This is a genomic window from Devosia sp. P2_G7 (assembly GCF_056403495.1).
Map to the genome: position 1 here is coordinate 13,490 of NZ_JBFUFI010000012.1, position 25,920 is coordinate 39,409.

Consider the following 25,920-nt stretch of genomic DNA (forward strand, 5'->3'; position numbering starts at 1 on the left):
GGCGTGTGATCGGCGCCTGCCGCCGATCCAAAATAGCAAGCCCGTTGTTGCCTGCTGGCTGGGCGCGCTATTATTGAGTCGCGTCCGGGCGGCACGCTTAATCGGCCGTTTCCCTCGATCGCAGCGCGTCGGTGCTTCTTTGCAATGGCGCGGTCAGTGATCTCGGACAACGCCCCATCGGTTCCACGCTCGCTCGGGCTCAAGCATCTTCCCTGTCCAAACCGACACGGAGGAGAGGCCTGACACGACTTGCCACCGCAGGCTACGCAATCACGTGGGGACTGCTCTTGACCATGGCAGGCTTGGCAGAGGCGTTGGCCACTGAGGACTTGCCCATTGAGACTCTCGTCCTCGAGACAGAAATCCCGCTACACGCAGGCGAGGCAGCTAGCCTGGAGTTTGCCTTTGATGCGCTGTGGGCATGTCGAGGTGGGAGCACGCTAATAAGGGTTGATCCTGAAACCAACGAAGTAGACGAGATCGTTCTGCCCGATGCCAGCTTTCGACAGCGAGGGCTCGCTTCCGGTGAGGGCGCCATATGGGTAGCGGACGCCGGAAAAAGTGTCGTCGTCAAGATCGATCCTGAAACGAACACGGTTATCGAGGAGTTCGCGGCGCCGATGTTGTCGGTGCAAGGCCAGTTCGATGTCGGCTTTGGATCGGTCTGGGTCGTTACCTCCGAGAACTTCGAGAAGATGCTTACCCGTCTCGATGCCTCGAACGGGGCCATCGAAGCAAAGATCGCACTTCCATTCGGCGGTGGCGGCGTGATCGTTGGCTATGGTTCGGTTTGGGTTACCGCCATGAGCGGGAACGAACTCTACCGCATCGACCCGACGACCAATGACATCGTCGCGACGATCGAACTTGGGCAATCACCCAAGTTCATGGCAGTGGGGAGCGGCTCCGTATGGGTCGTGAACGCGGCCGACGGCACCGTACAGCGGATCGACGGGTCAACCGGTGCTGTTCTGGCGACCATCGCAACGACATCACCCAGCTACACCGGCATGATCGCATACGGCGACAACGCCGTCTGGCTATCGATCACTGGCATCGCGCCGTTACTACAGATCGATCCCACTTCCAACGCGGTAGCGCGGCGCTATCTGGGCAAGGGTGGGCTTGGCTACGTCGCCTATGGGGGTGGATCGGTTTGGATCTGGGACACCTCTATTCGCCGATACGAAGTCCCTCGGTAACCCGGCGATCGGTCAATCTCGTTGCGAGGGCTGCGGTTCACGTTCGAAATGGCGGCCATCTAATCGGACATGCTGGCGCCGTCCCCGTGCGGCCTTCCCGTGCGGCTTTGAGGCTATCGTTGGAAATGATGGCGGGAACGGCGACGTTGCGGATCCCCTTGCCCGACCGCTGAATCAGCTCATCGGTCATCTCGTCCAGTAGCCTCAGCATCATCTGCTTCTGCGGCGTCATCACCGGGGGCGCCAGCAAGAACTCGCTGAGGGTCATTCCGGCTGCGAAGGGCGGTGGAGAGGCAAACAGCTCCTCGTAGAGCTCCGGATCCCACAAGATCTGCTGCGACGGATTGTCGGCATATTGGCCCCTGAGCCATTCGTACGCTGGCCGAGCGATAGCCTCGCGCTCGGAGATGCTTCGCTCAGGTTGCGCAAGGTTGGCCCAACGCGTCTCGACCTCGAGCAGCGCGGCCGCATGAAGGCGCTTCGCCTCCTCCGGCTCTCTGGTCTTGAGGCTGAAGCGTTCCTCGCGCTTGCCGACAACGGCACGCAGCGCGTCCGGCACGCGTTTCCGAAACCACTAGATGCCGGTGTCCGGATGCTTCCAGGGGCGCGCCATCGTGAGGACCATATGTACCACCCGTGTGTACCAATCGGGCGGCGCTAACTCATTGATTACAGCTAAGGTTCTGATCGTCCAGCGATTTGTGTGCCGCTGGCGGAGAGAAAGTCCTCCGTACCATCGTTCGCCGCCACTCGCCGACTTTCGCTAGGTCGCTGAAAAATCAGTGAGTATCTTACGCCGTTGTTCGCCGCCCATTGCGTAGGTCCGCCCTTAACCCCATTTTGAAGTGGGGAAGAAAGTGGGGAAGTCATGCCGCGCACAACATGGAAGCTGACAGACACATACGTCAAGTCGTCGGGCCTAAAGGTCGGCCGCCACTCGGACGGTGGTGGTCTTTACCTCAACGTTACGGCAACGGGGTCGCGCTCTTGGCTATTCATGTGGGCAATTGGTGGGCGACGTCGAGAGATGGGACTGGGGAGCTACCCGGCGGTGCCACTTGCGGCTGCGAGGAAGCTGGCTGCCAAGCATCGTGAGGTCGTAGCGGATGGCCGTGACCCGATCGCTGAGCGCAGCCGGGACGCGGTGCCTACCTTTAAAGAGTGCGTCGATCAGTTCCTCGGATCGATGGAGGGGGCGTGGCGCAACGACAAGCACCGGGCCCAGTGGCGAATGACCCTGACCGAGTATTGCCGACGGCTGAGCGGTCGGTTGGTCTCTTCGGTCACAACGGAGGACGTTCTAGCCGTGCTGAAGCCGATCTGGCAGGAGAAGCCCGAGACGGCCTCCCGCCTGCGTGGCCGGATAGAGCGCGTGCTTGACTTCGCCGCGGCGCGTGGCTGGCGCGGTGCCGAAAATCCCGCGCGCTGGCGCGGCCACTTAAAGAGCATTTTGCCACCTCGGGCCAAGCTAACGCGCGGACATCACGCTGCGATGCCCTATTCGGACGTCCCTGCATTCATGGCGCGTCTGGGCCAATCCGAGGCGATGGCGGCCAGGGCGCTTGAGTTCCTAATCCTGACGGCCTCGCGCAGCGGCGAAGTGCTTGGGGCCACGTGGTCGGAAATCGACTTGGAAGGACGTAGGTGGGTACTGCCAGCTGGGCGCATGAAGGCCTCTCGCGAGCACAGGGTACCGCTCACCGACCATGTCTTATCGATCCTGAAGCCTCTCTACGAGGCCCGCACTTCCGATTTCGTCTTCTTCGGTCAGCGACCAAAACGCCCACTGTCCGCCTCGGCGATGGAAATGCTATTGCGACGCCTCAAGGTCGATCAATTCACCGCCCACGGCTTCCGTTCTAGCTTCCGAGACTGGGCGGGCGATCTCTCCTCATTCCCGCGCGAAGTCGCCGAGGCGGCCCTAGCCCATAGAGTTGGCGACGCGACAGAGCAGGCCTACCGGCGGGCAGATGCTTTGGAGAAACGGCGTGAACTAATGGAGGCGTGGGAACGCTACTGCCTGATCCCGCCCGCCGGCAACGTTATCGACTTAAAGTCTCGGGGGCGAACGTGATCGGTGACCGCGCGACACTGCGTCGTGCCCTGTCGTTCTTTGAGCGCTCATTGGAAGCCGATGACGCCCGAACGGCCATTGTTGGCCTGCTTGGCTCCGCAACACCTCCTCGCGAACTAATAGATCGCATCGCTGACGCCTTCTCCGCCGTGAACCACGATCTCCCTTCACGGGAGACGGAGGAGCGAGGCGAAAACATCATCTGGTATGATAACCAACTCAGCCCGCAGCAGCGCGACTTGCTCAATGCGCTTACTTTCCTTGACCATGGCTTCACGTATAGGCGCGGGCAGCAAAAAAGGGGTCGGGGCCTAACCTCTCGCGAGGATGCCGAATGTCGAAAAGCCATGACAAGGCTGCTAGCTCTCGAGACCCAACCCTCCGCCCTTCTCATGTCCCTTGCGGCGGTCTTCTCGACAGCTGGGCCCGGCGGCAACTCGGAGGGATGGCTTGTGTTAAACGAAAAGGGGCTTCTTGAACTTCGCCACCGTCGGCGCGGAAGAAACTCAGCGCTCCTTGATGATATCGAGGTTGCGGTACGCGTTCGGGAGCAGAAAAAACGTGCCCCGAACGAGAGCGAGGCCTCCGCGATCAAGGCAGTGGCGACGGCAATAAGGCGGCAAGCCGGCACGGTCAAAACCAGCCTCGCGCGCGGGAAACGACATCTGGCCAGTGACTGAGGCACCCGTGCGCATTTGTTCAACCGGACGGACGCGAGCGCTGGCGATAAATGGTGGGCTTCTTCAAACAGGAGCCATCCCATGTCCGATGAAGACGGCGCTGTCCTCGCCTACACGATCAAAGCGTTCTGTGCCGCCTACCAGATCGGCAGCACCAAGGCCTACGAAGAGATCAAGTCGGGTCGTCTGACGGCCCGTAAACTCGGCAAGCGCACGCTCATCCTCGCAGCGGACGCTGAGGCGTGGAGCGCCGCTCTGCCTATGGCGTCGAAAGCGACGTGAGCCAGTAACCGACGAGCGACAACGCGGGGCAACCGCGTTCGCCGGTCGATGTGGACGGTCGAAAGACGGTGGCGCATCGGGCCTAAAGGGGTTCCACGGGGCGCGATCAAACCCCAACCGCAGTCCGAAAGGTGGAAGCGGGATCGCCGATGCCAAGCCCAGGCGTCGAGAAAGTAGCCACCAACCTGTCACGGGGCTTCGCGATGACAGGGACCCGAAGCGACGGATGGCTCCACGGGCACCGATCGACGAGGTCTAGGAACAAGCTCACCGCCGGTGGGCTTGTTCGTCCTATGACCACTCGCTCCGAATTTCCCCGGGCACCTGCACACAACCAGATTGGATTTCGAGATGGGTTACGACCTAGCGAACGAGAAACGAGTGCTTTCGCTGACCAACGGAAATTGGGCATGGCTGCTCGAGACGGCCGTCGCCAACGGTTGGCAGCCGAATGGAACCGAGCAGCCGGAAGATTGGACGACCGACTGGAAGGGCTCCAACTGGAGCGGGAACTACTCTACCAGCGACGGCCAACTCGTGACTGGTGCCGATGCAATGTCATTCGCCAAGGCCTTGCGTCACGAACTGGCGAGCGTGGCGATCAAAGCCGACCCATTCGACGGAGTGGAAAGGGTGCGGGCGATCGAAGCCCGCCACCACGGAGACGCCATGGCCGAGGAGGTAGCCAACTTCGCCGAGGAGGGGGCGTTCCGTATCTGGTAGCGAGCAAACGAGCGCTCAGCCCCTCGTTATTCGACGGGCGTCTCTGTACCTCAAACCGCGAGTTGTCCTCAAATGAACAGGAAATCGGCGACGCTTCGGGTCGTGCGCGGCGAACATGGGCGCGTTCTAACCGTGGAGGTACTTGCCCCCAATTATGACGAGGTTCGTATCACAATTGGTGATGCGGTACGGCTCAGGGACGTAGGATTGCGGCTGATGAACGTCCACGAAGTTCGCCTGCAACATCTCGATCTGGTGAAGCTTGCGAACGCCGTTGCGAAAGCCCTTCTCTTGGTCGAGGCGGGCCGCACGCCGAAGGATCTCGAGAAGCTCCGGGGCGCTCTTCACCGCAACTAGCCTCAAGACGCTCGATAGACGCAAACAGAAGCACTTGGTAGGTTTTTAACATGCCGTTCTTGCAAGGAAATAAGTATGGTCAAGGTCGCCGGCCGGCCGGCCGTTCGCTAAGCGAAGCGCTACGTGTTGCCCTTTCGGAGAAGCTCCCGGACGGACGCACCAACTACCGCGCGGTCGCCGATATGTTGGTAGAGCGTGCGCGGGAAGGCGACATTGCAGCGACCCGGGAAATCTTCAACCGGATCGAGGGACCAGTAGCAGCAGCGGAGAACGACGCCACAGCAGGGCGCCCGATCGTCATCAACGTGCTCCCGCAAGATGAGGCTACTCTCTAGCGAACGAACGGCCTTATGTATCAAACGCACCAAGGGTGCGCTGAGTGATCGCGGCGGCGCTGTGCGCGCTAGTGCTTTCGGTACCACTCATCGTCGGCCTTTCCGTCGGGAACGGTCTGAAGGCTAAACCAACTGTCATCCACGAGGTTGGCGATGTGATAGTCGACGGCACCCGTCTCTATCCAGACATGGAAATCATCGCGCTGCCGGAAACCGAAAGCATCTCTGTACCAAAGATATACTTGGACATGAAAGCCAGCAGGTTCAGGGCGGGTGAATCTATCCAGATCGATACCTTCCAGCCTACTGCTAAACTCGTCGCTACCGGATGCACGCAGGTCACCGCGGAAAGTATACATTGGCTCGATGAACTCCGATGGAGTCGCGAGCCCCTCAGAGAAACCAAACCGCCAAGCGATCCTAACGGCGCGAGCAGGCGAATTTCCGCTGTTGGCGTATTGGAACTTGAACACAACTATTTCACCGAGCACGGGATCGTTGAATTCGCATATTTGGAAGTCGTGGGCGGACAGGTAGGCGCGGACCTGCGCTTGCCCCGTTTCGCGGGCTACAACATTCGCGACGGTGGCCTTGCCGACGGCACGCTGAGAGGCGTGGGCCTGAATGCGTCCTTGCTGAAACGAGCCGATCAGCAAGAAAAGGCCAATGCTTCCAATGACGATTTGGACCACGGTGGTGCCAACCATCAGAGCGGCCCAAAGCGCCATGTTCTCCTGGGCCTTCAGATCATTGTCGGCGCGGCGATTGTCGCGTTCGGTACCAAGCACGCGCTCGACGCACTCTACGTAGGCACCCGAAGCCGTCTCAGTCGCGCATACGTTGGTGATTTCCTTGCGGGCGTCTTCGGCGTTCTGGCCGGTAGCGTAGTCGCTGTAGTGGGCGCGATATGCCTGTTGCTGGGCTACGCCCCATACTAACGCGGACCAGACCGCTAACGCGATCAGCCAGAGCGCTACAGTTGAACCTGTTGGACGCCAATCGCGGCTAGGCATTGTAAGAAGAACGCAGCAGTGAAGCCCCCACGGCTTATCTTGTTGTTCAAGTTGCGCTCGGTCTCGTGAATGTCGAGTCCTTTCAACGCTTCTGCCAACTGCGCGTAGGTTATCCCCTTCCGCTTCAGCGCAGCCTTCAAAAGGTTCTTCGCCCGCGTCTCCCATTCGACGTTAACGGGGTTCGCCTTACGCGACTCGACCATACGGGCCTCCAAGTATCATCATTTCCGATGATATAAGTCCGCATATACGGTGCATAATATCACCGGATGCCGCCTAGGCACTGCAAGCCAACTAGGCGGCTCTGAACGGGGGCGGGAATGGTCATCTATGTGCTTCCGCCGGACGAACGTACGCTTTAGGGACGATGGAGCACGACAATGACGAGGAACCCGGCCAGAGAGGCCGCCTTTCAGCTGCTGGCGAAGCAGGACGTCGATAGTATTGACAGCTACCTGAGGCGTGGTCGCCGCTTCTCCGCCCTGACGGCACCGGAATTGTCGGACAAATTCGTTTCCGAGATGCGCCGGTGTGCCAGCGCCCCGCAGGACTGGCCCTCTCAGCAGCAGAGCGACCTTACGGCGGAGTTCGCGCTCAGGGGTCTTGAGCCTCCCTTCGAACAGGTTGTGGACGAGATGGATCGCATCGCGGAACATCTGAGAGCCGCATTTGCCGCGGCCAGCGAGGATGGCCTTTCGAAAGTGCACGAGGCGGTCGAGAGAGATTGGGCCGCTCTCAGGAAGCACTGGAACTGATCCGGGCGGTCGAGCCTCCTGCTCGCACGATCGCCAAGCCCGTCCCCAAACCATCGGACTTCCATACGGACAGGACCTATCTGGAGGCCGCCGTTGGCCAACGGGGAGAGCCGCTCCCAAACCTGCATGGCAGGCAGCGGCCAACTCCAGAACCGTGCCTCAATCTACGGGGGCTGTTCTGCTGAGAACCGGGCGGAGTGCCGACCTCTCGCTGCTGCTGTCCTCGTCCTCAAGTATTAGCGGCAAAAGGACTGAGACGCTTCTCAGAGGTTCGACAACAGCGGGTGGGATGAAAGCCGCCCGGAAAGATTTGGCCGCTACCACGCCGATTGTGCGATTGCCATCTCGCACGGTAATTATTGCGACGAGAACGGGCAACAGAAGCGGCCTTCGGCGAGCGATTGGAGGGGGGTAGATCGATGGCGAAGCCAAGGATGCTCCTCGACACTAACGTGTGGCGCTACGTTGCAGACGCTCGACGTGAAGACGCGCTCATCAGATTTGCCAAGGACGGACGATGGCATGTCCAAATTGCCCCTGCGGTCGTTTTCGAGACGCTCCGGTTCAATGATGTTGCCTTGATGCGAACAATTGTTGGCGTTCAGACAAAACCGCAGTTCCATCGCTTGATGCCCGAGGCGTTTTCTGAAGCACAAGAAATCCTTACCGCGATAAGATCGCTGCGGCCCGGTTGGTTGAGAGACGTCCCTCATCTGGAGACTGTCGCCGCCCTGCGAGATGAGTGGTCTCGAAAGGGCTTTTGGCGCAGATGCCAGCGGTCACCCTCGGGCGAAGCGGCATGGCTTCGAGATAGAGAGGGCAACCTGGCCGAGGCTGCACACGCCGACGTCAAGGCGCGTCGGGAGGAGATGCTTAAAGGCGGGTGGAAGCATAGGCCGTCGATGGACAAGGTATTGGCCATGCCAATCAGCCCGATCCCCGGATGGAAGGGAGACTGGGTTGAGGCGTGGAGGGTTGAGCGGCTTGAGGAGATAACCCGTTCCTTGACCGAGCGTGGCAACCCTCGGCGGGACTGGCTGGGACCTTATCTGCCGTTGGAAGGTGAACTGCTTTTCAGCAAGGGTTGGAACGAGTTCTGGCTCTACGAAGCGCAGTCCACTGATCTCCCCCGACAGTGGTTGCGGTGGGCCCACAAGTTCCAACAGCGGTTTCGTAAGGTAAGTCCGGGCTCAAGTGGGGACACCCAGTTGTTCTCCTATCTTCTCGAGACCGACCTGGTCGTATCCGCAGACAAGGGGCTGATTGATATCCTCGACGAGTGTCGTCCCTATGCTCCACGCAGCATGCCGGCGGCAAAGTTGATCCATTCTGGGCTACCGGGAGTCAAAGAGCTACTTGAGTTGCTGGTTGCCGAGCCTACCTTGGCCGCTCCAATACGGTCTTCTCAAGAAAATTCCTGAAGCGGTTTGATGGCGCTGGGGCCTGCACTATCATGGTGACCGCAAATCGGGTGGCGGCAACGTACAGTAGCTGGCGTTCGGTCGAGACTACCTCATCCCATTCGAATTCGTCAGCGACGTCGCCTATCCGCTCCTCGAGTGGCAAAACGCCCTCGTCACAGGCGACAACCGCGACGACCCTGAACTCCAGCCCCTTCTTCCAAATTCTGTGTTCGCCCCTTAGGGGAGTGCGGAGGAGGAGCGCTCCGCCCACAATCTGTGCAACCATTTGTAAAATCTGACTAAATATGGTGGCGCTGCAAATGTCCCCATGATGTTCCCCACTGCTGCGTTCACTTCCCACGCGAAACGCGGGCGATTTCCTTTTCGACCATGCGCTCGACGACGGAGGGGAGGTTCTCGTCCAGCCATTCCTTCAGCATGGGTCGCAGCATTTCGCGCATCATGTCTTCGATGGTGACGCCACTAGTGACGGTCGAGAGGCCGGACAGACGGGCGAAGGTGCTCTTCACCGCCGATTGGGTGGTGGGCTCGAGCAGCTGCTCGGCGATGTCGGACGAGAGCGACGGATCGGGCATCGGGGCGGCCATTGCTACCGAAGCGGCGGGACGCGGCGCCGGGCGCTCGTATGCGGGGACCGCTGCGCGCGGCGGCGTGAACACTGGGGCTGGGGCGGGCTCGTCATCCTCCTCCAGATCGAAGGAAATGTCGTCCGGATCGACGAGCGTCGCGTCGAGGTCGGGCGCCGGCGAGGCGCCACCGAGCAATTCGGAGAAGCTGAGGCCGGGCTTGGCTTCGTCTTCGGCGGCGGTATCGCGCAGGATCTGCTCGGGCGACAGCGCCAGCGGCTCGGGCTCGACGACCGGCTGCGGGATGAAGCTGCGGGCCGGCGGTGGTGCCGGCACTACCGGCTTCTTCGGCGCCACCCCGGCGTCGTCGTCGGCGATTATCTGACGGATCGATGACAGAATCTCGTCCATCGAGGGCTCTTTGGGCGCCGGCTTGTTCATAACTGCCTCACATTACTCGCCAGATAGGCGGCCGCACACTTTATGCAAGCGTACGCGAATCAACTCAGCTCAATTTGGATCCACAGCGAACGAGGTGCCAACGGTGGTTGGCGCTGTCCCCACTGAGTATAGCCTTAGATGGTTAGGTCTCTTCGAGGGTAAAAATCCAGCTGACCTCGTTGGCGTCGGCGACCAGCGTCTCGAGCACCAGCTGTTTGGTTCGGTGGAAGCCGAAATAGGCCGACTGGCGAACGCTGTCTTCGATCCGCATGTCGGCGCCTTCCCACAGGAAGGTCCACACCGCGCCGGAGTTGAGGCGCAGGCGGACGAGGTCGTCGGTCAGCTGCACCTCGGTCTGGTGGGCGAGGTGGAAGCGGATGGCGGCGGCGCCGGAGACGCGGTTGCGGTGGCGCACGAAGCGATCCTGGCCGACGAGGGTCTTGCCCTCGGCCAGCAGGGTCAGGTGGCGCTCCAGCGTTACGCCGAAGCGCTCGGCATAGCCGTGGGCCGTGATGATCAGTGTCTCATCGGAGCTGCGGGCCTCGATCTCGCTGGGCCGGCCGAGTGGCAGGAGGCGCCCGGCGAGCGGGCCGGAGGGCGCGATAGCGGCGGCGGACAGCGCATTGATGGTGGGCGCGGAGTGGGCGATGCCCTGCCGGAACAGCAGCGCATCGTCATAGTCGGACGGGGCCGGGCCGCAATTGCAGACCACGAGGTCTCGGCCGTGGCTGAACTCGAAGGCGAGGGCGCTGGCATGGGCGTGCGCGGTGAACTCCGGATCGGCGACGAGGCCGGAGTCGGCGACGACAATGGAGCGGCCGGCGATCAGGCGGCCATAGCCACCGGCGGTGCCGGTCTGTCGGGCGCGGGCGGCGCTCTGGGCCTGCACGGCGACGATCAGGTCGTGCGCCATCTGGCCGGTGCCGTTGAAATAGGCGGGCTCGCCCGTGCCGAGCGAAATGGCGTCGAGCGCCCGGTGCATGCTCTCGGTCAGTTCGTCGAGATCGTTCGAGGCCTGCTCATGGTCGCGGCGCAGCGCCTGCTTGATGGTGATCAGCTCGATCAGCAACAGGATCTGGATCTTGGCGGAGCGGCTGCGATGCAGCCCGTCCTCGTCGATCTGGCTGTCGACGAGGTTGAGCACATGCCGAACACGGGCATCCACCTCGGCGCCGGGCCGGTCGGAGCAGAGCGCGACGCCAACCAGCGCGATGGCGACGAGCAGCGCATCAACCGGGTCGGTCGAGAGCAGGGCGCGGATCTTCAGCGAAGAGATCTGCGTAGAGAGCGAACGGCCGATCTGCTGGGTCTGTTCCGGCGACGCGCCTTCGACGAGGATGTTGTAGTGGCGCAGCCAGTTGAGGACGCGGCGGGCAGTGAGTGCCGGGCCCCAGCTGTCGCGGTTGAAGTGGCCCTCGCGGCCGATCCAGTCGAGCGTCAGGGTGCGGGCGAAGCGGCGCTCCTCGTCGGTGCGGGCATCGCGGAAATGGCGCAACCAGGCGAAGGCTTGCAGGTCGTCGTGCCAGTCGTCGTGATCGACTTCGAGCGAGAAGGGCGAGACGCCGTGCGTGTCGACAAGCTTCGACGCCAGCAGATAGCGGCCCTGCATCATCTCGAGGATGGTTTCGCGGTCGGTGGGGCGGAACTCGGCGAGGGCCCCGATCAGGTCGTCGTTGCTCGGGCCGGTCCAGGTCCAGCGGATCAGCGGATTGGTGACGATGTGATCGGCCGCTGACAGCAATGTGCGGCGTGCGAGGAAACGCAGCGAATGTGCCAAGTCTACGTCCTCACATACGTTCCGGGTCCTTGACCACAGTTCAATGAAGTTGGACAGCCATTCAAGACGAAGCCTCCTACGCTCATATCCTTAAGTGAACAGCAAAAATTCCCGCCCGAGCCGATCGCACTCAGGGACCGTTGGGCACCTCGAGAGAACCATTGGCGCGTCCGGAGTGGATGACGGCGAAAGCCGCGGCCCAGTGGACGCTTCCTGAAAAAGGCGCGCTGAACGGTCGACAATCCGTGCTGGTGGTACTTCATTGATGAAGGGACAAACTCAGGAGGCCTGTACCGTGCCTCGCGGCACGGAGGCCGTGCGCGGCATGGAGTCCACCCGTCCTGCATCGTGGACGAAACCCCGGGGAGCCCTTGATATGCGGCGGCAGCTCTGGGCTCAATGCACTTGCAAGGATCGATCGATTGCTTCGCGAAAGACTTGCATCGCACCATCGATGAGCCGTGTGCGCTCCGCGTCGCTTGTCGCGCTACTTGATGGGATGACGAAGCACGCGGCGTGGCGTTCGCCGTCGCGCGATGTCTTGTAGCCAAGCCTCAGCTCTACGTTTCCGCCTTGGCTCCAAATGCCGCAACTGAAGTCGCTGCATGAATTTGCGTAATCGAAACGTAGCTGGGCGACGCGCCTTCGAGAACAGATTTCATGGACGAAACTCAACCATGTCGGGGAGGAACTTCGCTACGCGCTCAACCGCCCTTGTGAGTGCACCGTCCTTCGCTCGTAGCGTAATGACAAGCGTATCGATGGGGCGCGTTATGGGTATCATGCACCAACGCCATGCGATGGCCGAAGCATGCAGGCTTGGATCGACAAGGCCACGAGATTGTCCATCCGCAAGCGCCCTTTCATATTTCAGGTCCCAGAACTCATCGAGGCCATCCAGCACGGTCGTCCAACCTTCCAACCCACGGCACGATTCATGCTGGACGATCCGCAGCGCCATCACCGAGCGCGGGAACGAGCGCCTGATGGTTTCATCCACAGCGTCCCACGACTCCCATCCGTTGGCCGTGAATGCGCGCGCAAGGTCGCTGTGCCGGCTTCCGGCGTGTTGGTAGATTGTTGATGGCGGCACGCAGTGGAGTGTGTCAATCGGTTGGTTGCCCGCCTTTATCGCTGCTGCCAGGACGTCCTTTTGCAGGTCGTCCATCGTGGCGTAACTTCCATGCGCTATGACGATGCGACCACCCGGCGCTTGCTTGTTGGGCGTGACATGCCATTGGAAACCGGCTTCTTCGGCCAAGGCGTTTGCGAACTTGGCGAGGTTCGCCTTCATGCGCAGTCCATCGCGCAATAAGCGCCGTCCGGCGTCGTTGGCGCTTGCACTGGCATGCGACGTCCAATTGGTTGGCGCGCCACGGATGAGTTGCGACAGGCCATCGGCGAGCGCGATGCTTTGCGCCCCATAGAGCGCAACCAATAGGTCGGCCTCTACCTGTGGCCAGTCTTGTGCCTCGTCGACAAGAATTCCATCGAAGGCGAGTTCAGTTGCGTGCGTCGACTTGAGTACATGGATATCAGCCTGCTTGATTGCGCCTTCCGCTACGTACCGCAGGGCCTCGCTGCATTTCGCTTCATATTCTTCGAAGCCTGCATGATCTTCATCTTGGACGACCCCCAGCTTGTTGAGCCAACCATAGGTGAACGACATCACAGTGCGGACGCTGATGCCGCCTGCTTCGCCGTCACTGGGAATACCCATAAGCGCTAGTGTGCGTTGGATGTCGGCGGCTAGCGCCGTGTTGTAGGTGAGCACGAGCGATCGCTTGCCGTACTCTTGGAAGGCTTCGTACGCTGACTGGAGGAGGAGCACGGTTTTTCCCGTGCCACCATTTCCACGTAGGTGAATGGGCGTCTTGCCCAGCAGGGCTGCTAGCTCGCGTGCTTCCGTGGGACGTGCAGCGATCCGGTCCATGCGCTTGCGGTCGAGGCTGGAAGGGATGAGTGGAGTAAGCAGGCTATCAGCGAGGATGCCTTCTAATAGTGCTTCGTCACCAGAGCTGATCGTGTGTCCACCGCCCAGCTTCCTGATGCCGTTGACGGAGGCCATCGCAACCAAGAGCGCGGTTGCGTCGAATAGCGCAGGCACCGCGCCGGATGTTGGCCGTGGGATGCCGCGATCCTTAGGCAGTTCATGGATGCCGCGAAGTAAGAGGCAACGGTGCACCCATGGGTTCACGCCTGTCGCTTCGCGCAGGTATGACAATAGGGCATAGCGTTGCTGTTCGTTTTGCTCCGTCGCGCTCTTCCAGCCATCGTGATACTTCACGCGCACTCCGCCTGCCTCGACGACCATGTTCTCTGCGGGATGGTCCTTCACTTCGATTGCGGCGATGAATGACTTTACCCGGACCTTCGTGTTTACAAGGCTGTTGCCGTCGGCGTCCTTGGCACCGGCCCTTGGGACAATGAAACGATTGGGCCGGAGCTGGCCGACGAGGACGACGTCAAGGTCGCTCACCTTTTGGCCGGATAGCTTCACGCAGGAAGCGATCTTGATATGCTCCTCTTCCTTGGACGTGGATTCAATCCCCGGCCAGGTCGTGATGAACGCATCGCGAATGGCGATCGCGGCATCATGTTCGGGAGTGCCATCTTGGCCAATAAGCTCGATCATGGCTGCAGGCTTAGGTAGTAGCTCGCCATGCGGGACGCGAACTCGCGCACGTCAGCGAAGCTGGGCTCGGTGCCGTGCGTCGCCCTCACTTCATCGCGCGCTTGCACCTGGCGTGGCTGCAGGTATCCGGGCTGCGTATGCCACAATGGGTGGCCGAGCACGATTGCCTTTCCGTTTGCTACGAGCGTCGTGAGTCCAGCGTAGTACTCGACACTGACATTCGTGCCAGCGTGCTTGCAGAAGCTAGTGAAGGCATCAACTGCCTTTCCTTCAGAGCCATCAATCCAGCGATCGAGCGGCAGCTCGTTGCCTAGCACCACGTCAGCAAGGTCAAGCGCGAGGCGCCAATCCAGCATGCCGTGGCTGAAGCGGTTGCCGTAGTTGCGTAAGCAATCTGGGCAGGAGCGGTCGCAATCAGATGCATGGTTGGCATCCTGCCACTTGGGGGCAACGACGGAGTAGTAGCCTGTGAGCGCAGTTCGCATATTGTCGGGATCGGAGGCCCACAGCGCGTAGCCAGCGCCGTTTTCCGCGGCGTCTGCCAGAAATACTTGCTCGGTTTCACAGCCGTCCTTTCGCAGGGCTTGTCGTCCGACGCGGAACTCGCCGGGATCAACGTCGAGCGTTGTTGCAATGGCGAGTTTCACGAACTCCGCAAATGATGCGATGGCCGGTCGCGAGGATGGTTGCGCGACGACAGGCTCCTTGGCGACGTCGAGCATGCCTTGCCGGCCGATACCCGGTGCACCGTGGATAAAGTAGCTGAGGACGTCGGTCGTGAAGATCGCGCCAATCGCACCACGGTCGATCAGTGGAGGCGTGGCCGTAGAATCCCACGGGCTCGCCTCGCGGTAGAGGTTGTCATCTCGGACCGAGACGCGGTTGTCCGCTTCTTGGTGGAACTCGTAGTAGTTGCCACCGTTGTCGTTGACGACGGCGATGGGGCCAAAAGCCTGGGCGAGCTTCATCGGGCCGCAGCCCTCGTTACCAAAATCCTGCTGGAACGCACGAACCGGCGCGGGTAGCGCAGGCCCGCGCTGGCGCTGGCCGTCATAGTCCTTGCGGTAGAACGCGGCTAGGAAGCCTTTTGGCTGGTAGAGCGGGAAGGGTTGCGACGGCTGGCTGCACGTTATGCACACCATGCCGGCGCCATCGGAAATCGTGGCGCACGTAGGATCGGTGCAGCGCGTATAGATGGTCGGCGTGCCGAGCGGAGCGGGCTCGTTTTTCACACCCATCGGCCCATCCTTGCGATGGACGAACCCCGAGACGGTGTTCAGCTGCTTGTCCTTGGGTATCTCGGCTCCAGGCGAGAAGGCCCAGATGGCGTGGTCCAGTGGCCGATCGCTAATGACCACCTCCTCCAACTTCGAGGCCTTGTGCTTATCCCAGAACAAGCTGCGCACTTGCGTCGGGAACCCGAACATGGGGAGGACGCCTGCAACGGCAAGAAGGTGGCTTAGTTCCTCTTGGATGAAATGAGGGTCATTGACCGCTTCGTCTACGTCGACGACGAGCTGGTTTCGTGCGTAGGAAACGAGGTCGCTAGCATTGGCCAGTTGTGGAGTCTCGACTGTGAGACGCGCGACCACTTTCTCGACTTCCGCGGAACTCTCAAGCCAAGCGGCGATGGGAGCGCGATATGTCGTAGGCCATTCGACACGCTTGCCGAAGATGCCGTGAAGGCTCTCCTCGTTTCGCGCGGGACGGGGATCTAGCGACAGGTAGGCTCGACGCATGCTTTCCGCTGCGATGACGCGGCGGATGATCTCGGGCCGCGAGAGATCAAGCTTCGGCTGTGGCGGAACGTCGCCCGTCATGCGCTCTGGATTGTTGAAGTAGTATTCATCGTGGGCTGCGCCGCGAGAGATGGTCAGTGCGTAGGAGAAGGCTTGCCCGGCACGGCCAGCGCGCCCCACACGCTGTTGGTAGTTGAAACGCTGCGGTGGCATGTTTGCCATCATCACGAGCTTCAAAGTGCCAATGTCGACGCCGACCTCCATGGTGGTCGTCACCGACAGCGCATCGAGCCCTTGAACAATTTTCGATTCTCCATCGAGGAAGGCTGTGCCTTTGAACAGGCGCTGGCGATTGCGCTGCACGTACATGGGCTTGGTCTGTCCCGTGAGTTCGGCGGCTGCCAAGCGGTGTGGTGGCTCGGTCGACACCCAGCTGTAGTAGTCTTCGCCAGCTTGTGTCGGGGAGAATGAGGAGGATTTGCAATGCGGCGTAGTGCAGGCCTTCACAGGCAGCTGCATGGTTTTACGGGAGCATCCATCGCACCGATGGAGCAGGCGGTTGCCGGCAGGCGCCACTGTCAACTTCAAGAGAGTGTGGCGATCGATGTTGAGAAGCCAGTTTGCGTTAATGATGCCGAGGTCTTGCAGGCATTCATCAATGGACGCCAAGAGGTCGGGAGCGTCACGGTTGAGTTGGGCCGCCACCTTCTCGATGTAGCGTCTTGCTACTGTGGGAACGCTAGTCGCACTACGTGTCTTTTCCCCGATCATGTAGCGCGCGTGCCCAAGGATCCGCACAATGTTGGCAAGGATGCCTCTGGCAATGGCGTCATCCATGCCCAACCGGTCGCCGTGCTTGCCCTCGACCTCGATTGTCGCGACGCCCATGGATTCAAGGTCGCGCCCGGCACGGTCGAACAGCGAGAAGCCGACGTTCTTCGAAAACTCGCCCATGTAGCGTTGCAGGCCGGCGGCCGCGACATCTGCTGCGAGTGGTTGCCACTCACCTATGGTCGGTGGTGTGAAGTATAGCCACCAGTCCGCCCCATCATGCTTGACGAACTTGGCGCCCGGACCCGCCGGGTTCTGCCCGATGGCGACAAGCTTGTCGCGCATGCGCGCAACGAGGCGCGGCCAACTAGTATTTGTGTCGGCAATCGCTGCATCATGGGCAGCGATCTTCTCCTTGTCCGCCTTTGCAGCGAGCCCAGCCTTGTTGAGCTTCACCGCCATGAAGATTCCCGGCGTGAGTTTCTCGGCCGCGTCGTGGATGGCCTTGAATGCCGGGTCGTCGTCTGGATCGATGTGCGCGCTGGTCGCAAGCTCAATTCCTGATGCGACGGCCTGTACTTTTATGGATGTGTAGACCAGCTGCCGGACTAGATCGCGGAAGTGGTTGAGTTCGAGTCCAGCAGCGAGGTCGGCCGCATCATCGCGGCTGTCGGTGAACGCGATCATCTTCTCGGCGTCGACGCCATCGCCCGTGGAATGCATGGCGCGGTCGGCGATGAGCTGCGTGGTAATATTCAAACCAGTGCGTAGGCCTCGTATGGGACTTTGCACGACGCCGCTAAAGTAGGCGCGGCGGTTTTCATTGCGCGAGTTTTGGTCCTTTCGGTCGCTTAAGCAGCAGGGGCAGACTTCTGGAAGTGCAGCCACTTGTTCGTTGCCGGTGAGGCCTGCCTGCCGGAGGATGAGCCCGGTGGCGCCTTGCGTTGCCTGGCTCAGGTTTCCGGTAAGATGATCGAAGTGTCCAAGCTGGAAAGAGAGCGTGACCGTGTTGCCACTTGGCGACGCGTGGGTCCACGAAGACTTTTCGCCGGCTGCAATCGACCCGCCGGGCCAGTACCAACGGTACTCTTGCATGGTGCGTTCATTTACTTGGCTCGCCTTGTCGATGCCTTCGCCAGGGCGCGTGGCCTCTAGGAACGTGAACGGTGCAAGCTGGGGGTCCGTTGCGGGCACCACGTAGCCGCCGAGGTATGCCTCGCCGCAGTCATAGCAGTAGAGGAGCTCCAGCACCTGGCCGCCGCAATCGCATTTCATTGCTGGCGACTTGAACAGGCGGCCGAACTTGCGGCGCGACGACTTATGGCTTTCGTGGATTTCGGTGCAGTTGGGGTTAGAGCAAGCCCACATGCCTTGGACCTGTCGCAGGAACATGTGCGAGCGGAATGTCGGGCGGGGTTTCGAGAAGTCAGGCTTCTCGCCATCGCCTTCAAGCTTGGCGGCGACTAGGAGCGCTTCGAGTAGCGTGGGGTCCGCGTCCGGTCCGAACAATGTCTCGGACAACTTGCCCATGGTGGCGGGCCGCGTGACCTTCACCATCTGCCCGGTGATCGCGTCGAGGATTTCTGCTTGGCCTGCAATGGAGCAGGCGACGGCAAGGGCCTCGCGCGGGGAAAAACTGCCTACAACCGACGCGGTTGCATCCTTGGCTAACCCTTGGTCGCTGCCGCGCAGCGCGTCGGCGCGCGACGCCAGTGCGTCGACGTCAACTGGAAGGCTCGCCTTGAACTCGCGTGGCTCGCCCTTGAAGATGGAGAACGTGTTGCCGGCGACACCGAAGAATTCCGCCAGGTAGTCGCGTCCGGCATCGCCATCGAGAGACGCGCTAGTTGCGATGCAGCGTAGTTGCTTGGAGCTCGGGTCGAGGCCGAGGCGGTCGAGCATGTTGCGCACGACAAGGGCAACTTCGGAGCCTTGGGTGCCGCGATAGCTGTGCAACTCGTCGACGACGAGGGTGAATGTGTTCTCCGGGTTGGAGCGGAGCCAGTCCCGCGTCATATCGAAGATGGGTTCTTCCACGTCGCGCATGAGCATGATGTTGAGCATGCTCGTGTTCGTGATCATGATGTCTGGCGCGGCGGCAACCATGTCCCAGCGGCTCAGCATTTCGCCAATGAGCGGATCCTGGAACTGGCTCGTGGTCTCGAGGATCTTGCCGGGCTCGATGCCGTTGGCAGCCATCTGTTTCCGGATGCGCGCCACCTCGCGTTCGATTTCAAGGATTTCCTTGCCGACCCTGTTGAGGCTGTCGCGGTCGTTTCCCTTCAGCGGCACCTGTGGCGTGTAGTTGGAGCCAAGCGTGGCACCTGTGAAGCGACCGAAATAAAATAGCGGGCGGTCGAACAACTTGTATGCGCGCTCTGCGGCTTGGCGGAGGCGTGAGATTTGGTCTTCGACGAGGGCATTCGTCGGGTAGAGGACGAGCGCGCGCATCGCAGGCGTCATGCCACTAATGCCATCGCGCGAATGCCGCCACTGCTTGTCGTCCTTGGAGAAGCCTCTCTGCCACCAGCGATTGATCGTTCCCGTGCCGGGGCCCTTGAGGCGCTCTTGCATGAGGCTTGCGATGAGCGGCAGGAGGAAACTTTCGGTCTTGCCCGAGCCCGTGCCAGATGTCACCACGACATTGCGATGCCCATTGGCGGTGCCACCGATTGCAGTCTCAAGTGATTGGGCCTGGTGCAGGCGTAAATTGATGGCGCCTGTCCTGCCGAAGACGATCTCGCCTAGGTGCTCGGCGACAAATGGGTCGAGGCCGGCTCGCTTGCATGCTTCTTCGATGGGAACGATGGATGGATACTGTGGCACCGCCTCGATGAGGGGCTCGCGCGACATGACGCCGTCCGTGTCGAGGATCGCGCGCCGCTCCGCCATGACGGCGGGGTCGCGCATCCAGAACGCGCTGTCGTAGTAGCGACGGTATCCCTCGCTGATGTAGTGCATGACACTACTTGGGTTGGCTTCTGTCATTCGTTCCCCCGTACAATGCGTCTAATACAATCCCTGCAACATCGGTCGTGACCCCTTGGTAGGCGATCGCGCCCCGCCCGATGGTCGGTAGTTTTCCCGAGCACGCCACAAGCGCGCGGGAGAGCAAGCCCGGAGGCTCGCATCCTAGTGAAGAATGGAATGTCCCGGCCTTCGCGTCATACGCGTGCAGGCGGACACCACTGGCGCGCGCGGCAAGCAACTTTGCCACCTGGTAGCTACCGGCACGGGCGCGATTATCCGTGTCGACGAACGCGTAGGCCTGAAAGCCGTCATTCCAGCGATAGCAGCCACTGCCCCGGACTTCCTCGACGTCGTCCCAGCGGGCGCGGCTGAGGTCGAACCTCTGCAAGTTGCGCGCCCGGCCGATCGAGACAGGTGACATGCTCTCTTCGATGCCACCGAGCGCAATGCAAGCCGTCGCGATGTCGAGGCCCGGTGCCTCGTTGATCGCCACGCTGCGTCCATGCGGGTCTTGGATGCTGCCCATGGCATCCCGCAACGCATCGGCGTCGAGGCCGTCGATGAAGATGCTGGCCGGCGCGCGTTCGCTTCCTTCGGCGACGACAGTGCCACCAGCAAGTTGGGCCATGTCGCGCACCTCGTCTACGAGCTTGCTTGAGCGGAAGCCGGACAAGAAGGCACGGCCACTTGGCGTCATGTTGATCGTCGGTGGTGGTACGCACCACGAACGGATGGCGCCAGAGCCCCGGCGCTGCTCAAGGTCGAGCAGCCCAAGCATCGCATAGTCTTGCGCAACCTGGCGCGCGTATTGCGGCTCGGGCGAGAGGGCTTCGAGCAGGGACTCGAACTTGCCCCATGAGCCGCTGCCCAGGCATGAGAGCGCGTCCATGAGGATGTCGTGGTCGACACGCGCGCCTTGCTTGTCGTCCCGCGCAGGCATTGGAGGCAGTTCAAACTGTCGCACGACGGGTCTTGGCGTACCCACGGCAGGCGGCCTCCTCCTTTCGCGGTAGATGGTGACAAGCTCTTGCCGGCAATGCTCGCAGGGAGTCTTGAATGGCGTGCCGCGCGGTGTGTTTGGCGGAACCGGCTGGATTATCCAGTAGTGAATGCAGGCCTTGCGCGGCGCATGTCCTTCGACTGCCCGCGAGTAGGTCACCTCTTGAAGCGACTCTGTCTCACCGGTCGGGAGCGCCGCGTGCACGTCGGTGCCGCCAGCGATAGACGGTGCCGGTGGTTCCCCATGCACGGACATGCCTACCACGGCCAGTGCAATGTCCGCTGGCGGTGTCGCTGACATGATGGATGCGTGTTCGAGCAGGCCCTTTCCATCACGCCGCAGTGGCGTTGCGCGGTTGGCATCGCGAAGCAGGACTTCCTCAAACTCCACGAGTTTGTCGTCGAGGTAACCCTTGATGACGAGGCCGTCCTTGCCATCGCCGAGGCCCACGAGGTCGAGCTTGGCTTCCTCGACGGCCGAGGCAAATTCAATCGCGGCCGTGTCCCCGATGGGGTGCGCCTCAATGCGTAGGCTGGAGTCCATTGGCGCAGCCATGCGTGCAACTGGCATCACGGCTGGGTGGTAGATGCCGCGAAGCAATTCGAGGCCACCGCTAAAATCCAAAACGGTCCCTGCGCCGACGGGGACGAGGCAATCGAGGTCGTCATTGGGAGGCATGATGTCGGCGACACGGAGCTGGACGTTCGTGTAGAGCACCCAGCCTTCAGGCAAGCCTGGCAGCTGCGCCGGGGTGTCCCTGGTGGGAAACTTGCTTACCTTGTCGAGGAGGAAAGTCTCCACGATCGCTGGAAGGTTCTTCGTGTCGCGCACAAGCAGCATGTGTGGGGTGCCGAAGCCAACGCGGGATAGTTCGACCCCGGCCGAGTTTTGCGACGGCATCGAGAAGGGGATGACGAGGCGGGGGTCCCAGTCGAACTTGCGTCCGTGCGCGCCATCTTCGAACGCGTGCCGATGGCCAAGGGCTTCCCCGCTGGCTGCAAAGGGCGAGGGGCTGAGAGTCGCGATGTTTCCAAAATTTTCGTTGGCGATTTGGAACGAGCCATCTTCGCTTGTGACGCGCACAGGGTCGAGTTGGTCGCCTTGGTAGCCGAGGTGGAGTTCAAGCACGCGGGGCCTTGGGAAACGCGAGACAATGTTGGCGACGAGCGATAGGCGCGTTGCGCGACCAGAACGTGTAGTCGCGGCACCCGCAGTGCCGCTTGCGCTCCACGTCGAAAGTTCAGCGATGGCCGCTTCGACGACGCGGTCCCGCAGTTCCTTCTTCTCCCAAGCACGCATCAGTCGCGAGTTTGGCGCACGCGCGGGAATCCAGTTCGCGAGGTAATGGGCCATTTCCTGGCGCGTGACTGTTTCGCTGCCGGAAAAGCCAAATCGTTCGTACAGGTCGTGGAACCGGTCTCGATCGCTTGCACGTACGATTGCCTGGGATATCGGCCAATCAACGTACCGGAACGTGCTCCCATTGGTGAATGCAGTGGGACGGCCAAGGACGTAGTTGTTCGCCTTGAGCCACTCGTTCAAGTCCATCCACATGAATTCGGCCGCGCGCATGGGAACCTTTAATTCCTCGCGGTCGCGCCCGGTCACCTTTGAAAGTCGGTAATAGTAGTTGTGGCTGGCGAAGCTGCCTTCCTCCTCCATCTGCTCGGCTGCAAAAGCCTGCGTAAAAAGAAGTGCACTAAACGGCGGCGGTCCTTGCCGCCCCCTCAATCGCCAAAACTTGGCGGCGGCTGTATGCCTACTATAAAGTTCACCCTTGCGGGGGAGGGTGCTGCGGACACTCTCACAGATCGCATCGGCTACGGTCTCAGGGTCAACGGCAAGCAGCGTTGCGATCTCGTCGCGGATTCCATTGTCCATCGACAAGTAGACCGGCTGGCCTGCAAAGCGACCGTCGAAGAATACGTTGTTTATGGCGCCGTTGACGGCGTCGTAGGATAGCACTTCCGGCATGTTCCCCTCGCAGGTGCCAGACTTGGATAGCCCCGGGAAAATGTCTAGAAAAAACTGCCTGTGAGTAGGGTTATACTGCGCTGCATCAAAGCTTTATGATCCCTCGTAGGCGGCTGGCCACGTCCGCTACTTCCTTGGGCCCAAGCTCGCACTCCCATACGGTTTCAACCCGCCACCCCATGGCTTCGAGTTTCGCACGGCTATGCTGGTCACGCGCGACATTCCCGTCGAACTTCTCTTTCCAGAATGCCGTATTGGACTTCGGCATGTTGGCGACCTTGCAGTTCTCATGGCGGTGCCAAAAGCACCCATGGACGAAGATGGCGACCTTCTGCCGGGGGAACACGATGTCGGGCTTGCCGGGCAAGTGCTTATTGCCAAGGCGATATCTTAGTCCAAGCGCATGCAGTGCCCGTCGTATCGCGAGTTCCGGGGCCGTATCCTTGGAACGGATCAGCGACATGCGCTTGGACCGTTCGGCAGTGGTGAGGGTATCTACCATGGCAAAGCTAACGCCCGTCGGCCCGGATCGTCCCAAGCATGTTAATGCTCGAACAAATGCACCGATGAGGGTGGGAACAGGGCATCGAAGTCGCGCGGGTGCATCTTGAAAAGGTAGCCATGGTCGCGAACCGACTTCTCTCCCTTTTGCGACATGAGGTAGTCGATCGAAATCAGGCCACCTTCGAGCAGGGCATCGAAATTGCGTACTTTCGGCTGCCGTGTGTGCTGGACCTGGACGTAATGAAAATGCTCATCCGCACCACGGCCCTGAACCTTGGCGCCGACCCAGAATGTCTGTGGGTGCTTTTCTGAAAGTCGTGTGCGCAGCGTCTCTAGCTCCCAAGTCGCGACATGCTTGCCCTTTTCGCGGTCAGTCACTCCTGCCTCCAAGTGACTTTGCTTCAGCCAGTCCTTGGCAGCATCTACTTCGAGGAAGAAGCCGAGGGAATTTGGACCCTTCGCATCAATCTGATGGTTGAGGCGTAGCTTGCCATCACGAACATAGCCGTAGCGATTGAGTAGGTTCCACGCGGAGTCAATCGGGCTCAATGACCAGTTGGGCACTTGCGAGAAGAGGGTAACGCGATTGGCGGAACTCTTGCCCATCCGTTTTGCCTTGATCTCGATCCCTTTGTAGTCAGGCGTCTTGTTCGCGTTGGCCTTGATGCCAAGCATCGTCTCAAGCGTCATGCCGATGCCGGTGTCGCCGGGGCGCAATGTGGGCACGAAGCCTTTGCGCGAGATTTCCCGGATCATGTCGAGTAGTTCTACGACGCTTGGGTCGATCGTGGGACGGCGGCGGGCGATGAGTTCGCCCAAGGGCGATTGCGCGTCATGCAGGGAGGCTATGACGGCCTTGTCACTGCAATTGACGATGTAGAAATCTTGCCCATCGACGATCACGGCAAGCAGGTTGAAGGCGTCGACGCGGCTCTTTAGGTCGTAAAACCAAATGCGTGGATCGCCGTCCTTCGTCTCGGGACGGTAGAGCGACACCTTGGTCTCGACTAATCCGTTGGGCAGGACGAAGTAGGCTTTCCGGAGGGCGCCGTTCTCCTTCTGGCCTTTTCCCTGCGTCGCATAGTCGTGGAACTTAGTGTCATGCAGGTAGTCACGCATGGAGGCCGTGGCATCCATGATGCTCTTGCGCATAGCGGTTTCGGTCGGGACGATGAATCCTACGTCGAGGTCAAAGGCGTTGAATGCCTTCAGCGTGTCACTGATGCTTGTGTCGCTTTTCTCAAGCATCCGCACCCGTCGCCGTGTCGATGATCTTCTTGAAGTGCGCACCAACTTTCTCGGCGAGGCCGACGGGCACGGCATTTCCGATCTGCGTGTACTTGGGTACCTCGCGATCAAAGTTGCCTTCCTGCGGATTGCCAGCGCGGCGGATGCCGCCCGTCGTGCGCTTGCCGACGAACTGGTACCAGTCCGGGAACATTTGCAGGCGTGCCCATTCACGCACGGTCAAAATGCGCGGCTGCGAGAAGTGGACGTAGTCATCGGGCAGTGACGTGGCCGTGATGTTCGGTCCACCTTTTTCCCAACGAGGTTTTAGCGCCCGTTGCGAGAATTTCTTCGTCTGGAAATGCTCGGGGATTTCGCCGTCGTTGTGGATCATGTGCCAGAACTTGGCGACGACGTCCGGCTTGTGCTTGCTGTACTCATGCTCGGTGAGCCGCGTGCGTGCTCGCTCGCCTGGGTGTGGCGCTCGAAGGCGCTTCTGGATCGCAGTCGAGGCCGCGCGTGGATATGCCGTCGTCTCGAACGTGCCGCTCGGGAAATCACCAGAGCGCAGGATGTCACCTGCAATTGGGTCCACGAGGTCACCCAAGAGGTCGATGAGGTCCGGATATTTTCCGGGCTGGCCTTCTGGTAGAAAGCCACACGCGACTGCGTCTTCCTTGTCGGCTGTTGGGTCTAGGAAGTCGCATGCATCGAGGACATCCTTGCGTATGCCGACGAGAAGCACGCGCGGACGGTTTTGCGGGACGCCGTAGTCCTTCGCGTAGACGAGGGACCAGCGGACTTCGTAGCCTTTGATGCTCCGGAATTCTGCTTTCACGTCTGGGAAGATGAGGTCGGCGCCTTCTTCACGCGTCCACCGCGAATTCAAAAGTCCGCGCACGTTCTCGAACAGGAAGATGCGCGGGCGCAGCTTGCGTATGATGTCCGCCATGCGGACATAGAGTCGATTGGAGGGCAGCTCCTTTTTGTCGACTGCATAGGATCGGCGAATGCCGATGCCGGAGAAGCCTTGGCAAGGCGGGCCACCGGCGATGACGTCAAGGCTGCTGCCGGAACCACTTTCCAGCCGGGCGCCCCTATCGAACTTCAGGTCAACTTCCGGCAGAGACGACAAGTCTGAGACCAGCTTGTCGAGACGGCGGCCAGTGAGCTCCTGCGCGTCGCTGCTGTGGAGGTCAAAGTTGTCTGAGAACGCGAGCCCTCCGATCTCGTGATGGCGGTTGGCCAGATATGTCCCGCGCGCATCCTTGTCGAGCTCGTTCACAAAAACGGGGCTGAATCCCGCATTCTCGAACCCCGAGGATAGTCCACCACAACCCGCAAAGAGATCTACGACGCTGTACAGGCGTTGACGTTGAATGGCCCCCACTGCCGGAAACTCAACGTCGTCATGCTTCGGGAGTGGGGCGGGGAGGATCTGGTCCATGGTCATCGCTATAGAATCAGTTGG

At 60.8% G+C, this 25,920-nt stretch carries 20 protein-coding genes and 1 pseudogene; 10 read left to right on the forward strand and 11 right to left on the reverse strand.

Going from position 1 to position 25,920, the window contains the following annotated elements:
• The first annotated feature begins 287 nt into the window (after window positions 1-287).
• Window positions 288-1,202 (forward strand): Vgb family protein, encoded by a 915-nt coding sequence (locus tag AC1DWU_RS18085; protein ID WP_477151400.1) that lies wholly within the window; start codon window positions 288-290, stop codon window positions 1,200-1,202.
• Window positions 1,203-1,239: 37 nt separating this feature from the next.
• Here the strand turns inward: AC1DWU_RS18085 and AC1DWU_RS18090 are convergent.
• A pseudogene (locus AC1DWU_RS18090) lies at window positions 1,240-1,764 on the reverse strand (DUF6538 domain-containing protein); the annotation flags it as partial.
• A 306-nt stretch (window positions 1,765-2,070) separates the two neighbouring features.
• Between AC1DWU_RS18090 and AC1DWU_RS18095 the strand changes: the two are divergent.
• The 7 genes from AC1DWU_RS18095 to AC1DWU_RS18125 all read left to right on the forward strand — a co-directional run bounded on the left by AC1DWU_RS18095 (window position 2,071) and on the right by AC1DWU_RS18125 (window position 6,591).
• A complete protein-coding gene (locus AC1DWU_RS18095) occupies window positions 2,071-3,276 on the forward strand; it encodes a tyrosine-type recombinase/integrase (RefSeq protein WP_477151401.1) in 1,206 nt (401 codons plus the stop codon).
• Window positions 3,273-3,956 carry a hypothetical protein gene (locus AC1DWU_RS18100; RefSeq protein ID WP_477151402.1) on the forward strand — a complete coding sequence of 228 codons (684 nt, stop codon included), beginning with the start codon at window positions 3,273-3,275 and terminating at the stop codon, window positions 3,954-3,956. The genes AC1DWU_RS18095 and AC1DWU_RS18100 overlap by 4 nt, the downstream gene beginning before the upstream one ends.
• Window positions 3,957-4,037: 81 nt before the next feature.
• The gene (locus AC1DWU_RS18105; RefSeq protein WP_477151403.1) at window positions 4,038-4,238 is read left to right on the forward strand and encodes a helix-turn-helix domain-containing protein; all 201 of its coding nucleotides are present in this window, start codon (window positions 4,038-4,040) and stop codon (window positions 4,236-4,238) included.
• A gap of 381 nt (window positions 4,239-4,619) precedes the next feature.
• Window positions 4,620-4,961 (forward strand): hypothetical protein, encoded by a 342-nt coding sequence (locus AC1DWU_RS18110; protein ID WP_477151404.1) that lies wholly within the window; start codon window positions 4,620-4,622, stop codon window positions 4,959-4,961.
• 72 nt (window positions 4,962-5,033) lie between these two features.
• Complete coding sequence (locus tag AC1DWU_RS18115; protein WP_477151405.1) at window positions 5,034-5,318, forward strand: hypothetical protein; 285 nt, start codon at window positions 5,034-5,036, stop codon at window positions 5,316-5,318.
• 50 nt (window positions 5,319-5,368) lie between these two features.
• Entirely contained in the window at window positions 5,369-5,653 is a 285-nt protein-coding gene (locus AC1DWU_RS18120) for a hypothetical protein (protein ID WP_477151406.1), read from the forward strand.
• Window positions 5,654-5,697: 44 nt separating this feature from the next.
• Window positions 5,698-6,591 (forward strand): hypothetical protein, encoded by an 894-nt coding sequence (locus tag AC1DWU_RS18125; RefSeq protein ID WP_477151407.1) that lies wholly within the window; start codon window positions 5,698-5,700, stop codon window positions 6,589-6,591.
• A 35-nt stretch (window positions 6,592-6,626) separates the two neighbouring features.
• Here the strand turns inward: AC1DWU_RS18125 and AC1DWU_RS18130 are convergent, their stop codons facing one another.
• Window positions 6,627-6,869 (reverse strand): DUF6471 domain-containing protein, encoded by a 243-nt coding sequence (locus tag AC1DWU_RS18130; RefSeq protein WP_477151408.1) that lies wholly within the window; start codon window positions 6,867-6,869, stop codon window positions 6,627-6,629.
• A gap of 177 nt (window positions 6,870-7,046) precedes the next feature.
• On the opposite strand from AC1DWU_RS18130, the gene AC1DWU_RS18135 reads away from it, so the two are divergent.
• Window positions 7,047-7,421 (forward strand): hypothetical protein, encoded by a 375-nt coding sequence (locus tag AC1DWU_RS18135; RefSeq protein ID WP_477151409.1) that lies wholly within the window; start codon window positions 7,047-7,049, stop codon window positions 7,419-7,421.
• Between the two features lie 434 nt (window positions 7,422-7,855).
• Window positions 7,856-8,842, forward strand: coding sequence for a hypothetical protein (locus tag AC1DWU_RS18140; RefSeq protein WP_477151410.1), 987 nt, complete (start codon window positions 7,856-7,858; stop codon window positions 8,840-8,842).
• On the opposite strand, the gene AC1DWU_RS18145 is transcribed toward AC1DWU_RS18140, so the two are convergent.
• The 9 genes from AC1DWU_RS18145 to AC1DWU_RS18185 form a co-directional block, all read right to left on the reverse strand.
• A complete protein-coding gene (locus AC1DWU_RS18145) occupies window positions 8,799-9,110 on the reverse strand; it encodes a 3'-5' exonuclease (protein WP_477151411.1) in 312 nt (103 codons plus the stop codon). The two genes, AC1DWU_RS18140 and AC1DWU_RS18145, sit on opposite strands and share 44 nt — an antisense overlap.
• Before the next feature lie 64 nt (window positions 9,111-9,174).
• Window positions 9,175-9,822: a PopZ family protein gene (locus tag AC1DWU_RS18150; protein ID WP_477151412.1), complete on the reverse strand. Its 648-nt coding sequence runs from the start codon at window positions 9,820-9,822 to the stop codon at window positions 9,175-9,177.
• A gap of 172 nt (window positions 9,823-9,994) precedes the next feature.
• Window positions 9,995-11,629: a heparinase II/III family protein gene (locus AC1DWU_RS18155; protein ID WP_477151413.1), complete on the reverse strand. Its 1,635-nt coding sequence runs from the start codon at window positions 11,627-11,629 to the stop codon at window positions 9,995-9,997.
• Window positions 11,630-12,287: 658 nt separating this feature from the next.
• On the reverse strand, window positions 12,288-14,264 hold the full coding sequence (locus AC1DWU_RS18160; RefSeq protein WP_477151414.1) for a DEAD/DEAH box helicase: 1,977 nt from the start codon (window positions 14,262-14,264) through the stop codon (window positions 12,288-12,290).
• Window positions 14,261-19,762, reverse strand: a complete 5,502-nt coding sequence (locus AC1DWU_RS18165) for a DEAD/DEAH box helicase (RefSeq protein WP_477151415.1) — start codon at window positions 19,760-19,762, stop codon at window positions 14,261-14,263. The genes AC1DWU_RS18160 and AC1DWU_RS18165 overlap by 4 nt, the downstream gene beginning before the upstream one ends.
• A complete protein-coding gene (locus AC1DWU_RS18170) occupies window positions 19,740-22,718 on the reverse strand; it encodes a hypothetical protein (protein WP_477151416.1) in 2,979 nt (992 codons plus the stop codon). The genes AC1DWU_RS18165 and AC1DWU_RS18170 overlap by 23 nt, the downstream gene beginning before the upstream one ends.
• 85 nt (window positions 22,719-22,803) lie before the next feature.
• The gene (locus AC1DWU_RS18175; protein WP_477151417.1) at window positions 22,804-23,220 is read right to left on the reverse strand and encodes a very short patch repair endonuclease; all 417 of its coding nucleotides are present in this window, start codon (window positions 23,218-23,220) and stop codon (window positions 22,804-22,806) included.
• A gap of 41 nt (window positions 23,221-23,261) precedes the next feature.
• On the reverse strand, window positions 23,262-24,470 hold the full coding sequence (locus tag AC1DWU_RS18180; RefSeq protein WP_477151418.1) for an MvaI/BcnI family restriction endonuclease: 1,209 nt from the start codon (window positions 24,468-24,470) through the stop codon (window positions 23,262-23,264).
• Window positions 24,463-25,896: a DNA cytosine methyltransferase gene (locus tag AC1DWU_RS18185; RefSeq protein WP_477151419.1), complete on the reverse strand. Its 1,434-nt coding sequence runs from the start codon at window positions 25,894-25,896 to the stop codon at window positions 24,463-24,465. The genes AC1DWU_RS18180 and AC1DWU_RS18185 overlap by 8 nt, the downstream gene beginning before the upstream one ends.
• Window positions 25,897-25,920 lie beyond the last annotated feature (24 nt).

What these genes read in the sequence shown, in the direction of transcription:
- AC1DWU_RS18135 (WP_477151409.1), top strand. Translation starts at nt 7,047, where the DNA reads ATGACGAGGAACCCGGCCAGAGAGGCCGCCTTTCAGCTGCTGGCGAAG.
- AC1DWU_RS18160 (WP_477151414.1), bottom strand. Translation starts at nt 14,264, where the DNA reads ATGATCGAGCTTATTGGCCAAGATGGCACTCCCGAACATGATGCCGCG.
- AC1DWU_RS18130 (WP_477151408.1), bottom strand. Translation starts at nt 6,869, where the DNA reads ATGGTCGAGTCGCGTAAGGCGAACCCCGTTAACGTCGAATGGGAGACG.
- AC1DWU_RS18150 (WP_477151412.1), bottom strand. Translation starts at nt 9,822, where the DNA reads ATGGACGAGATTCTGTCATCGATCCGTCAGATAATCGCCGACGACGAC.
- AC1DWU_RS18140 (WP_477151410.1), top strand. Translation starts at nt 7,856, where the DNA reads ATGCTCCTCGACACTAACGTGTGGCGCTACGTTGCAGACGCTCGACGT.
- AC1DWU_RS18105 (WP_477151403.1), top strand. Translation starts at nt 4,038, where the DNA reads ATGTCCGATGAAGACGGCGCTGTCCTCGCCTACACGATCAAAGCGTTC.
- AC1DWU_RS18170 (WP_477151416.1), bottom strand. Translation starts at nt 22,718, where the DNA reads ATGCCGGAAGTGCTATCCTACGACGCCGTCAACGGCGCCATAAACAAC.
- AC1DWU_RS18115 (WP_477151405.1), top strand. Translation starts at nt 5,034, where the DNA reads ATGAACAGGAAATCGGCGACGCTTCGGGTCGTGCGCGGCGAACATGGG.
- AC1DWU_RS18175 (WP_477151417.1), bottom strand. Translation starts at nt 23,220, where the DNA reads ATGGTAGATACCCTCACCACTGCCGAACGGTCCAAGCGCATGTCGCTG.
- AC1DWU_RS18120 (WP_477151406.1), top strand. Translation starts at nt 5,369, where the DNA reads ATGCCGTTCTTGCAAGGAAATAAGTATGGTCAAGGTCGCCGGCCGGCC.
- AC1DWU_RS18145 (WP_477151411.1), bottom strand. Translation starts at nt 9,110, where the DNA reads ATGGTTGCACAGATTGTGGGCGGAGCGCTCCTCCTCCGCACTCCCCTA.
- AC1DWU_RS18165 (WP_477151415.1), bottom strand. Translation starts at nt 19,762, where the DNA reads ATGACAGAAGCCAACCCAAGTAGTGTCATGCACTACATCAGCGAGGGA.
- AC1DWU_RS18180 (WP_477151418.1), bottom strand. Translation starts at nt 24,470, where the DNA reads ATGCTTGAGAAAAGCGACACAAGCATCAGTGACACGCTGAAGGCATTC.
- AC1DWU_RS18095 (WP_477151401.1), top strand. Translation starts at nt 2,071, where the DNA reads ATGCCGCGCACAACATGGAAGCTGACAGACACATACGTCAAGTCGTCG.
- AC1DWU_RS18185 (WP_477151419.1), bottom strand. Translation starts at nt 25,896, where the DNA reads ATGGACCAGATCCTCCCCGCCCCACTCCCGAAGCATGACGACGTTGAG.